Origin of the sequence: Kaistia hirudinis (assembly GCF_014196455.1) — a bacterium.
Taxonomy (GTDB): domain Bacteria; phylum Pseudomonadota; class Alphaproteobacteria; order Rhizobiales; family Kaistiaceae; genus Kaistia; species Kaistia hirudinis.
On sequence record NZ_JACIDS010000004.1, the window covers coordinates 305597 to 317444 of the forward strand.

The 11848-nt window shown below is 66.0% G+C and carries 9 protein-coding genes; 8 read left to right on the forward strand and 1 reads right to left on the reverse strand.

Annotated features, from left to right (window positions below; genetic code table 11):
* Nucleotides 1-38 precede the first annotated feature (38 nt).
* From GGR25_RS16165 to GGR25_RS16195, 7 genes are all read left to right on the forward strand, one after another.
* Entirely contained in the window at nt 39-821 is a 783-nt protein-coding gene (locus GGR25_RS16165) for an IclR family transcriptional regulator (protein ID WP_183399865.1), read from the forward strand.
* A gap of 93 nt (nt 822-914) precedes the next feature.
* The gene (locus tag GGR25_RS16170; protein WP_183399866.1) at nt 915-1748 is read left to right on the forward strand and encodes an amidohydrolase family protein; all 834 of its coding nucleotides are present in this window, start codon (nt 915-917) and stop codon (nt 1746-1748) included.
* Nucleotides 1749-1772: 24 nt separating this feature from the next.
* Nucleotides 1773-2102 carry an L-rhamnose mutarotase gene (locus GGR25_RS16175; protein ID WP_183399867.1) on the forward strand — a complete coding sequence of 110 codons (330 nt, stop codon included), beginning with the start codon at nt 1773-1775 and terminating at the stop codon, nt 2100-2102.
* Between the two features lie 182 nt (nt 2103-2284).
* The gene (locus GGR25_RS16180; protein ID WP_183399868.1) at nt 2285-3361 is read left to right on the forward strand and encodes a Gfo/Idh/MocA family protein; all 1077 of its coding nucleotides are present in this window, start codon (nt 2285-2287) and stop codon (nt 3359-3361) included.
* A 357-nt stretch (nt 3362-3718) separates the two neighbouring features.
* Nucleotides 3719-4300, forward strand: coding sequence for a MaoC family dehydratase (locus GGR25_RS16185; RefSeq protein WP_183399869.1), 582 nt, complete (start codon nt 3719-3721; stop codon nt 4298-4300).
* Nucleotides 4301-4305: 5 nt separating this feature from the next.
* Nucleotides 4306-5463, forward strand: coding sequence for a CaiB/BaiF CoA transferase family protein (locus GGR25_RS16190; protein WP_183399870.1), 1158 nt, complete (start codon nt 4306-4308; stop codon nt 5461-5463).
* Between the two features lie 288 nt (nt 5464-5751).
* Nucleotides 5752-6900 (forward strand): extracellular solute-binding protein, encoded by a 1149-nt coding sequence (locus GGR25_RS16195; protein ID WP_183399871.1) that lies wholly within the window; start codon nt 5752-5754, stop codon nt 6898-6900.
* 37 nt (nt 6901-6937) lie between these two features.
* Here the strand turns inward: GGR25_RS16195 and glgX are convergent, their stop codons facing one another.
* On the reverse strand, nt 6938-9001 hold the full coding sequence (glgX, locus tag GGR25_RS16200) for a glycogen debranching protein GlgX (protein WP_183399872.1): 2064 nt from the start codon (nt 8999-9001) through the stop codon (nt 6938-6940).
* A gap of 334 nt (nt 9002-9335) precedes the next feature.
* On the opposite strand from glgX, the gene GGR25_RS16205 reads away from it, so the two are divergent.
* Nucleotides 9336-11840: a glycogen/starch/alpha-glucan phosphorylase gene (locus GGR25_RS16205; RefSeq protein ID WP_183399873.1), complete on the forward strand. Its 2505-nt coding sequence runs from the start codon at nt 9336-9338 to the stop codon at nt 11838-11840.
* Nucleotides 11841-11848 lie beyond the last annotated feature (8 nt).

Here is an 11848-nt window from a genome sequence, read left to right on the forward strand (position 1 = left end):
CGCACCCGGCTCGGACCGTGGCGGGGAGGGACGAGAAAATGCTGGACGAAGCCAATGACCGCTATCGGGCGCCCGCGCTCGACAAGGGGCTGGATATCCTCGAATTGCTGGCTTCGACCGACGAGAGCCTGACCCAGGCCGAGATCGCCAAGGCGCTCAATCGCTCGCCGAACGAGATCTACCGCATGCTCGACCGGCTCGTGCGGCGCTCCTATGTCGCGCGCATCATGGGCGACCGCTACGAGCTGACGCTGCGCCTGTTCTCGCTCGCGCATCAGCATCCGCCGGTGCGCCGCCTCGTCAGCCAGGCGCTGCCGATCATGCGCAGCTTCTGCAAGACCGCCGAGCAGGCCTGCCATCTCGCCGTCTATGATCGCGGCCGCGTCGTGGTCGTCGCGCAGATGGATGCGCCCTCCTATTGGAGCTATTCGATCCGCGTCGGCGCGCGCGTCAGCCTCTACAACACCGGCTCGGGCCATGTGCTGCTCGCCTTCGCGACGCCGCAGGAGCGCGCGATGATGGAAGCCGAACGCGAGGACCAGGCGGAGGACAAGCTGCGCCCCGACGGGCTCGACCGCCGCCTCGTGCAGATCCGCCGCGACGGCTACGAGGTGATGCCGAGCGTCCAGTCCGAGGCGGTGTACAATCTCTCGGCGCCGATCCTCGGGCCGAACGATACCGCCATCGCGGCGCTCACCTGTCCGTTCCTGCCGCGAATCGATCGCCCCAATGTGCCGGGACGCGAGGAGGTCCTGGCGATCCTGCTCGCCACGACACGCGAGCTGTCGACGGCGCTCGGCCGCGGCGAGGGGAGCGCATGAGCGCATCGCTTGCGGGCGGGCCGTTCCTTGTGAATGATATGATCACCAGTAAATGAAACATCGCCCGGCGCGCCGCCGGGCAGGGAGGCTTCGGTGCGGATCGTCGATACCCATCTCCACCTCGTCTATCAGGAGCGGGTCCGCTATCCCTGGCTCGCCGGCGCGCCGGCGCTGAACCGCGACTTCACGCTCGACGAGTACTGGCCCGCGGCGAAGGCCGCCGGCATCGAGGCGGCGCTCCACATGGAGGTCGATGTCGCCGAGGCCGACATGGAGGCCGAGACGGCCTTCGTCACCGGTCTCGGCGCGCCGGTCGTCGGCGCGATCGCCGCCTGCCGGCCGGAGAACGAAGATTTTCCGGCGCTGATCGAGCGCTATGCGGCCAATCCCGGCGTGAAGGGGCTGCGCCGTATCCTGCACCAGTCGCCGGACGAGCTCGGCCGCCGGCCGCTGTTCCAGGAGAATCTCCGCCGTCTGGCGCCGCTCGGGCTGACCTTCGATCTCTGCGTGCTCGCGCGCCAGCTTCCGATCGCGATCGAGATCGCGCGCGCGGCGCCGGACGTGCAGTTCATCCTCGACCATTGCGGCGTGCCGAACGTCAAGGATCAGGCGCTCGATCCCTGGCGCGCCGACATGACAGCGCTCGCCGAACTGCCCAATGTCGCGGCGAAGATTTCCGGCGTCATCGCCTATGGCGATCCGGCGAACTGGACGGTCGCGGACCTCCGCCCCTTTGTCGAGCACACGATCGAGGCCTTCGGCTGGGACCGCGTCGTCTGGGGCTCGGATTTTCCGGTCTGCACGCTGACCGCCGATCTGACGCGCTGGGTCGCGGCCACGCATGAGCTGATCGCCGGCGCGAGCGACGACGAAAAGACCAAGCTGCTCAGCACCAATGCCGAGCGCATCTACAAGATCACCGCCTGAACGGCATCAACGGGGGAGGAAGACATGAAGCGGATGGGGTTCATTCTCGGCATCAAGCCCGAGGCGATCGCTGAGTATAGGCGCCTGCACGCGGCCGTCTGGCCGGGCGTGCTGGAGCGCATCGCGCTCTGCAACATCAAGAACTATTCGATCTATCTGCGCGAGCCGGAGAACCTGCTTTTCGCCTATTTCGAATATCACGGCACCGATTTCGCCGCCGACAGCGCCAAGATGGCGGCCGATCCGGTGACGCAAGACTGGTGGAAGGTCTGCATGCCGCTCCAGTCCCCGCTCGAAAGCCGCAAGGACGGCGAGTGGTGGGCGGAGATGGAAGAGGTATTCCATACGGATTGAGGGTGATTCGTCTTCACCTCTCCCAGAGGGAGAGGTCGGACCGAAGGTCCGGGTGAGGGGTTACGGCCTCATCCGGAGCATTCCCTAACCCCTCACCCGCCGCACGCCGTGCGTCGACCTCTCCCTCTGGGAGAGGTGAAGAATCGGGGCGTATGCCGCCCAATCCCATGCCCGAGGCATCCATGGCCGATTTCGAACCGTCTTCCCTGATCCAGACCTGGCCGAAGCCCGCCGCACCGCGGCCGATCGTCATCATCGGGGCGGGGGGCATCGTCAATGACGCGCATCTGCCCGCCTATGCGATGGCCGGCTTTCCGGTCGCCGGCATCTATGACCGCGATGTCGGCAAGGCGCGCGCGCTCGCCGAGCGCTGGGGTGTGCCGGCGCTGCGCACGGTCGACGAGACGGTCGCCGTGCGCGACGCGGTGTTCGATCTCGCGACGCCGCCGGCGGCGCATGTCGAGGTGCTGAAGCGCATCCCCAAGGGCGCCGCCGTGCTGATCCAGAAGCCGATGGGCCGCGATCTCGACGAGGCGAGCGCCATCCTCGCGCTGTCGCGCGAGCGCGGCTTCAAGGCAGCCGTCAATTTCCAGCTGCGCTTCTCGCCGATGATGCTGGCGCTCGCCGATGCCGTCCGGCGCGGCGTGGTCGGGCGGCTGGTCGATGTCGAGGTGCATCTGAACCTCGTCACGCCCTGGCATCTCTTCCCGTTCCTCAAGGGCATGCCGCGCGTCGAGATCGCCGTCCATTCGATCCATTATCTCGATCTGATCCGCGCCTTTCTCGGCAATCCGACGGGCGTGCATGCGCGCACGCTCGGCCATCCCTCGACCGACCTCGCGCAGACGCGCACCTCCGCGCTCCTCGATTTCGGCGGCGATACGCGCTGCACGCTGTCCATCAACCACAATCATGATTTCGGCCGGCGATTCCAGGATGCAAGCTTCCGCTTCGAGGGAACGGACGGCGCGGCGCTCGTGAAGCTCGGCCTGCTGCTCAACTATCCCGAGGGCGAGCCGGACGAGCTCTGGATTACCGGCGAGCGCGGCCCGCAGGCAAAGTGGCGGCAGGTGCGCCTCTCCGGCGGCTGGTTCCCGCACGCCTTTATCGGCGTCATGTCCAACTTGCAGCGCTTCGCGAGCGGTGAGGACGAGCGCCTCGTCACCTCGGTCGAGGATGCCTGGCACACCATGGCGCTGGTCGAGGCCGCCTTCGAATCCGCCGCGGCGCCGGCGACCGCGGTGAAGGCGGCGCCTTAGGGGCTGCAGTGTGCGTTGGCTGGATTGCCTCGGCCGGCTCTTCGTCAATGGCATTGCGGCGCATAGGGATGGGCGCGATGAAGGCGGTCCAATCTTCCGTCATCCCGGCGAAAGCCGGGATCCATGCAGCCTGAGGCGTCGCATCGATCAGCGCTTCGGCTGTATGGATCCCGTGTCGAGCACGGGATGACGGCGGAGACTTGGAGACGCCGGAGAATTCGACCGCTGCAGGGGAATTTCCACACGGCGAGCGCAGGAGCGGCGCCTTCTCATCGGCAGCCAACTTTCCCATTGATTTGCAGATGAGTTATCGATTGATATATGAAGAATGAGGCGGTCGGCATGTGGGAGGAAGCCATGACGACGAAGACCGGGGCCGGCGATGTGAGCGCTCCCACTGTGGGCGTGTCGTCGACGCATCCCAAGGACATGCCGAAGGCGCATTCCGACCTGCCGGTCTGGAATGCCGAGAACTGGTTCTATGAGGACTGGCCCGTCGGCCAGAAGATCCGCTCGCTCCGCCGCACCATGGCCGAGGGCGATTCGCATCTCTTCAACCTGCTCGTCACCGACATCCATCCCTATGTGCAGGACCAGATGTTCGCGGCCAGCGAGGGCGTGTTCGGGCGCCGCCTCGTCGCCGGCGCCTTCGTCTTCTCGGCCGGGCTGGGGCTCGTCGCGACCAATTGCGTCAACGCCTTTTCCTATGGCTATGACCGGCTGCGCTTCATCAAGCCGGTCTTCATCGGCGACACGATCTATTCGATCCGCACCAATCTCGAGAAGCGACCGAAATACAAGGAGATGGGCCTCATTCGCGCCTCCTATGAGGTCTTCAAGGGAGAGGGCGAGCTGGTGCTTTATTGCGAGCATCTGCAGACGGTCAAATATCGCGACGCCGCATCCTTTGCCGGCGAAATAGAGAAGCATCAGGCCTGAAGCTTATGTCGAATTCGGAATTGCCGCTGAGCGGGCTGGTCGTCGTCGACCTCTCGCAGTTCCTGTCCGGACCCTATTGCGCGCTGCGCCTCATGGATCTCGGCGCGCGCGTCATCAAGGTGGAGCGGCCGGATGGCGGCGACCTCTGCCGCCGCCTCTATCTCACCGACACGGAGATCGGCGGCGACTCGACGCTCTTTCACGCGATCAATCGCGGCAAGGAGAGCTTCGCCGTCGACATGAAGAACCCGGCCGATCTGGCGGCGCTGAAGACGCTGCTCGCCAAGGCCGACGTCGTGATGCAGAACTTCCGTCCCGGCGTGATCGATCGCCTCGGCCTCGGCTATGAGGCGGTGAAGGCGATCAATCCGGACGTCGTCTACGGGTCGATCACGGGTTACGGCCTCGAGGGGCCATGGGTCGGGCGGCCGGGGCAGGATCTGCTGGCGCAGGCGCGCTCCGGCGTCACCTGGCTCAATGGCGACGGCGACCAGGGGCCGGTGCCGTTCGGCCTCGCCATTGCCGACATGCTGGCCGGCGCCGCGCTCTGCCAGGGCCTGCTGGCCGCGCTCGTGCGCCGCGGCGTTTCCGGCAAGGGTAGCCATGTCGAGACCAGCCTGATCGAGGCGCTGGTCGATTTCCAGTTCGAGGTGCTGACCACCTATCTCAACGACGGCCAGCGCCAGCCGAAGCGCTCGTCCTTTCGCAATGCCCATGCCTATCTCTCGGCGCCCTATGGCATCTATCCGACCCGGAATGGCTGGCTGGCGCTCGCCATGATGCCGATCCCGCGCCTCGCCGATCTCCTCGGCATGCCCGAACTCGATCCCTGGCGCGACGATCCGAAGAGCTGGTTTGCGGGCCGCGACGAAATCAAGCGGCTGATCGCGGCGAAGCTCGCGACGGAGACGACGGACCATTGGCTGTCGATCCTGGAGCCGGCGGATGTGTGGTGCGCCAAGGTGCTGGACTGGCCGGAGCTGATGGTCAATCCGGGCTTCACGGCGCTCGACATGCTGCAGACCGTCGAGCGCGCCGACAATGTCTCCATCCGCACGACCCGCTCGCCGCTGCGCGTCGACGGCGTCCGGCCGCTGACGAGCGTTGCCGCACCGCGCATCGGCGAACATACCGACGCGATCCGCGCCGAGTTCGGATTGTGAAGGCTTTTGCCTTTCCTTGAGTAGTTCTACCGCCAAAGGAGTGTCGCGCCACGAGACGATGTGTCCTGATGGTGGTCCAATCCTCCGTCATCCCGGCGCAAGCCGGGATCCATCCAGCCTGAGGCCCCTGTCGTCCTGCGTCTCGGCTGTATGGATCCCGGGTCAAGCCCGGGATGACGGCCGAGAATGGGGCGACGCCCGTGAAGTCTCGCCACGAGGCGAGAAACCCAACCCGTTCCGGCCGTTCGCGTCGGATAACTGCACTCTACCTGCCCGGAGACCCAGACCATGACGTCCCCCACGATCACCCTCAAGGGCATGACCTGGAGCCATCCGCGCGGCTATGACCCGGTCGTTGCCTGCGCCGAGATCTATGCGCGCGAGAAGGGCGTCGCGGTCGAGTGGGACAAGCGCTCGCTGCAGGATTTCGAGACCTTTCCGGTCGACGAACTCGCCCGCGCCTATGACCTCATCGTCATCGACCATCCCCATGTCGGCCAGGTCACGAATGAGGGCTGCCTGCTGCCGCTCGATGTGCCGGGCCGCGAGGATGAGCGCGAGGCGCTGGTCGCCGGCTCGGTCGGCCCGTCCTATCCGAGCTATACGTGGCGCGGGAAGCAGTGGGCCTTCCCGATCGATGCGGCCACGCCGGTCATGGCTTATCGCCCCGACCTCATCGCGACGCCGCCGGCGACCTGGGACGAGGTGGTGGCGCTGGCCGAAGCCGGGCATGTGCTGATGCCGATGCGCCCGCCGCATGCGCTCATGGCGTTCTTCACCTTCTGCGCCCATCTCGGCACGCCCTGCAACGTGCTGGGGCCGGAGCTGATCGGGCGGAACGCCGGCGTGCGGGCCTATGAGGCGCTGCATCGCGTCATCCGCAACCTGCCGGAAATCGCGTTCGACATCGATCCGATCGAGGTGTTCGAGCGCATGGCCGAGGCTGGATCCACGATCGCCGTCGCGCCGCTGCTCTATGGCTATGTGTCCTATGCGACCGACGGCTTCCGTCCGCATCGCCTCGCCTTTGTCGACATGCCGGTCGCCGAGGCCGGCACGACGCCGCGCGGCTCGGCGCTCGGCGGGACGGGCATCGCGGTTTCCGCCCATTCGCAGCACAAGGAAGCGGCGCTCGACTTCGCCTATTGGCTGGCGAGCGGCGAGGTCCAGCGCGGCCCCTATGCGGCGCATGGCGGCCAGCCGGGCCATGCCGCAGCCTGGACCGACGACACCGTGAATGCGCGCACGCATGACTTCTATCGCGGCACGCGTGCGACGCTCGAGGAGGCCTTCGTGCGGCCGCGCCATGACGGCTACATGCCGTTCCAGGAAGAGGCCTCGCAGCGGATCAATCTCGCACTCAAGGCCGGCGAGGACGGCGTCCAGCTGATCGACGATCTGAACGCCCTGTTCGAGAAGAGCTTCAGGGACGTCTGAGCGTCCCTGAACCCCTCAAAAGGGGTCGGGCAGGGCGCTATTTGCCGACCTGCTCGAACACCGCCATAGAGCGCGCCGGCATCAGCCAGTGGCTCTGCTCCGGCACGCTCGCGCCTTCGCCGCCTTCCGATGTGGCGAGAACGCAGCGCCATTCGCCGCCCTGGTGGGGAATGGTGAAGTCGACGTCGACATGCGCTGCGTTGAGCAGCACCAGCATGGTCGGCTCTCCGCGCCGCGCCGGCGCGAGGCGGACGGCGAGGCATTTGACGTTGGGGTCGTTCCACGCCTCATCGGTCATCGGTTCGCCATCCGCGCCGAACCAGTTGACGTCGCGCTGCCCGTGCTCCGTGCGCGCGCCGGTGAGGAATTCGGGCTGGGAGAAGGCGCTGCGCGATTGGCGCAGCGCGATGACCTTGGCCACGAAGTCTCGCATATCGGGATCCTCGTTGCGCCAGTCGATCCAGCCGATCTCGTTGTCCTGCGCATAGGCGTTGTTGTTGCCGCCCTGCGAATTGCCGATCTCGTCGCCGGCGAGCAGCATGGGAACGCCCTGCGAGAGGATCAGCGTGGCGAGCAGGTTGCGCTTCTGCTGCCGGCGCAGCGCCAGCACGCCCGCGTCGTCGGTCGGCCCCTCGGCACCGCAGTTCCAGCTGCGATTATCGTCATGGCCGTCGCGATTGTCCTCGCCATTCGCCTCATTGTGCTTGTCGTTGAAGGAGACGAGGTCCTCCAGCGTGAAGCCATCATGGGCAGTGACGAAGTTGACGCTCGACCAGGGCCGGCGGCTGCCCTCGTTGAAGAGGTCGGAGGAGGCGGCGAAGCGCGTGGCGAAGCGCGGCAGCATGCCCTCCTCGCCGAGCCAGAAGCCGCGCACCACGTCGCGATAGTCGCCGTTCCATTCCGAGAAGCCGGGCGGGAAATTGCCGAGCTGATAGCCGCCGGGCCCGACATCCCATGGCTCGGCGATCAGCTTGAGGCGGCCGAGGATGGGGTCCTGCAACATGGCATTGAAGAAGGCGTGGCGCGGATTGAAGCCGCCCGGCTCGCGCCCGAGCGTCAGCGCGAGATCGAAGCGGAAGCCGTCGATGCCATAGACATTGGCCCAGAGGCGCAGGCTGTCCATCACCATCTGCAGCACGCGCGGATGGTTGGTGTCGAGCGCGTTTCCGGTGCCGGTCAGGTTGTCGTAGTAGCGTTTGTCGTCCGGCATCAGCCGGTAATAGGAATAATTGTCGATGCCCTTGAAGGAGAGCGTCGGTCCGAGATGATTGCCCTCGGCGGTGTGGTTGTAGACCACGTCGAGGATCACCTCGATGCCGGCCTCGTGCAGCGCGTCAACCGCGGCCGCGATCTCCGGAAGCCCGCCGCCGTCGATATAGCGGTTCTCCGGCGCGAAGAAGCCGATCGTGTTGTAGCCCCAGAAGTTGGAAAGGCCGCGCTCGACGAGGTGACGATCCTGCACGAAGGCATGGATCGGCATGAACTCGACGGTGGTGATGCCGAGCTTCTTCAGATGCTCGATCGCGGCAGGGTGGGCGAAGGCGGCGAAGGTGCCGCGGATCTCGTCGGGAAGGCCCTTCATGCGCATGGTCCAGCCGCGCACATGGCTTTCATAGATCACCGTCTTCGGCCAGGGCACGCCTGGCCGCGCGGTCTTCGTATAGGCATCCGGCGCGATGACGCGGGCCTTCGGCAGGAAGGCGGCGCTGTCGCGCTCGTCGCGCACGAGATCCGCCTCGCCCTCCGCGCCGATCGTGTAGCCATAGAGCGCGTCGTCCCATTGGAGCTCGCCGACGAGCTCGCGCGCATAGGGGTCGATCAGCAGCTTGGCGTCATTGAAGCGGTGGCCATTGGCGGGGTCCCAGGGGCCTTGGACGCGATAGCCATAAAGCTCGCCGGCCTTCATCCCGCCGATATGGCCGTGCCAGACGCCGTTGGTGCATTCCTCGAGCGCGATGCGTTCCTCCTCCTTCGATCCGTCGGCGGAGAAGCGGCAAAGCGTCACGCCCTCGGCGTGATCGGAGAACAGGGCGAAATTCACACCCTTCGAATCCGGCGTCGCGCCGAGCGGAAACGGCGATCCCTCGCGAAGGCGGGTCATGCGCGACGTGCTCCCCGGTTCTTGCCTTGCGCGCCCTTGTGCGCAGGCCATGCGGATCTGTCGCCGTCCCCCGGTGCCATTGCCATGCTGCTTCCGAATCCTTCGCGCCCCGATCGCCCGCTGCGAGCCGCCGTCAGCGCATCCGGCAGCTCCAGGCGCCCGCATGAGGGGCGCAGCCGGATCGACAATGCGGCGCAGCAGGGTTTGGTTGCGGACGGAACGCGCTATGCTTCATCTTGCCGTGACGCGACCGCGGCATTCTTGTTGCATGGCCCGGGCGAGAGCGGATCGCGAATCCGCAGCGCGGCGGGAACGCTGGAGTCGGGGAGCCGAGATGCAGAACGAAGGTGCAGGGGATGACGTCGTGACGGCAATCGTGGAACCGACCATCGGGAAGACGCCGAGCGAGGCCGAAGTGGCCGCGGCGCGCAATGCGATCAACGCCAAGCTGACCTATGCGGTCGGCAAGAACGCGGTGACCGCGAGCGATCGCGACTGGTTCGTGGCGACGGCGCTCGCCGTCCGCGACCGCATGGTCGATCCCTGGATCGCCTCGTCGAAGCAGACTTATGCCGAGGGGCTGAAGCGGGTCTATTACCTCTCGCTCGAATTCCTGATCGGCCGTCTCCTGTTCGACACGATGAACAATCTCGGCATCACCGAGACGTTCCGTGCCGCGCTCGGCGATCTCGGCGTCGATCTCGAAAAGCTGAAGACCGTCGAGCCCGACGCCGCGCTCGGCAATGGCGGCCTCGGCCGTCTCGCCGCCTGCTTCATGGACTCGATGGCCTCGCTGGCGATCCCCGCCTATGGCTATGGCATCCGCTACGACCACGGCCTATTCCGGCAGGTGGTGAAGGGCGGCTGGCAGCAGGAATATCCGGAGAACTGGCTCTCGTTCGGCAATCCCTGGCAGTTCGAGCGCGCGGAGGTCGTCTACGATATCCAGTTCGGCGGTTCGGTCGAGGCGACCATGCAGTCGAACGGCGTGCCGCGCTATATCTGGCATCCGAGCGAGACGATCGAGGCCGTCGCCTATGATACGCCGATCGCCGGCTGGCGCGGGCGTCACGTCAACACGCTGCGCCTTTGGTCGGCGCGCGCGGTCGATCCGCTCCGCCTCGATGCCTTCAATTCGGGCGATCATATCGGCGCGCTGGTCGAGCAGGTTCGCGCCGAGACCATCTCTAAGATCCTCTATCCGAGCGACGAGAGCCCGGCCGGCCAGGAACTGCGCCTGCGGCAGGAATATTTCTTCGTCTCGGCCTCGCTGCAGGATCTCGTCTTCCGCCACATGCGGACCTATGGCGACATCCGCTCGTTGCCGGACAAGGTCGCGATCCAGCTGAACGACACGCATCCGGCAATCACCGTCGCGGAGCTGATGCGCATTCTCGTCGACACGCGCGACGTGCCCTGGGAAGAGGCGTGGGACATCACCGTCCGCACGCTCGGCTATACCAACCATACGCTCCTGCCCGAGGCGCTGGAAACCTGGCCGGTCGCGCTCCTGGAGCGGCTGCTGCCGCGCCAGATCCAGATCATCTATCTGATCAACGCCATCCATCTGGAGAAGGCGAAGAAAGTGCCGGGGGCGGATGACGCTTTCCTCGCCTCGGTCTCGCTGATCGACGAGGGCGGCGGCCGCCGCGTGCGCATGGGGCACCTCGCCTTCATCGGCTCCCACTCGATCAACGGCGTCTCGGCGCTGCATTCGGAGCTGGTCAAGGAGACGATCTTCCGCGACCTCGACGCGGTCTATCCCGGCCGCATCAACAACAAGACCAACGGCATCACCTTCCGCCGCTGGCTGCAGGGCGCCAATCCGGGCCTGACGGACATCCTCGTCGATGTGTGCGGGCCGCAGGTGCTGGACGACGCGACCAAGCTCGAGAAGCTGCTGCCGCGCGTCGGCGATGCGGCGCTGCATGATTCGTTCGGGTCCGCCCGCCGCGCCAACAAGATCGCGCTGGCCCGCCTCATCCGCGACCGCCTTGACATCCACGTCAATCCGAATGCGCTGTTCGACGTCCAGATCAAGCGCATCCACGAATATAAGCGCCAGCTGCTCAACATCCTGGAGACCATCGCGCTCTACCAGGCAATGCGCGCGCAGCCGCACAAGGAGTGGGTGCCGCGGGTCAAGATCTTCGCGGGCAAGGCGGCGGCGAGCTATCACAAGGCGAAGCTCATCATCAAGCTCGCCAATGATGTCGCGCAGGTCGTCAACAACGACCCCGTCGTCCGCGACCTGCTCAAGGTCGTGTTCCTGCCGAACTACAATGTCTCCCTCGCCGAGATGATCATCCCGGCGGCGGATCTGTCGGAGCAGATCTCGACCGCGGGCATGGAGGCCTCGGGCACCGGCAACATGAAGCTGGCGCTCAACGGCGCGCTCACCATCGGCACGCTCGACGGCGCCAATGTCGAGATCAAGGAGCATGTCGGCGACGAGAATATCTTCATCTTCGGCCTCACCACGGCCGAGGTGGCGGAGCGCCGCCGGTTCGGCATCGACGCGGCCGGAACCATTGCCGCCTCGCGCAATCTGGCCGATGTGCTGGACGCGATCGACGGCGGCGTCTTCTCGCCCGGCGAGCCCGGGCGCTTCGCCGCGCTGACCACGTCGCTGCGCCATCACGACTACTTCATGGTCACCGCCGACTTCGATTCCTACTATGCAGCCCAACGGGACGTTGACGCGTTGTGGCTAGACAGAGCAGCATGGTGGAAAGCGAGCCTCAACAATACGGCTCGGGTCGCCTGGTTCTCCTCCGACCGCACGATCGCGGAATATGCGAAGGAGATCTGGAACGTGCCCGTAGAGCCGATGGCATGAGTCTCGCG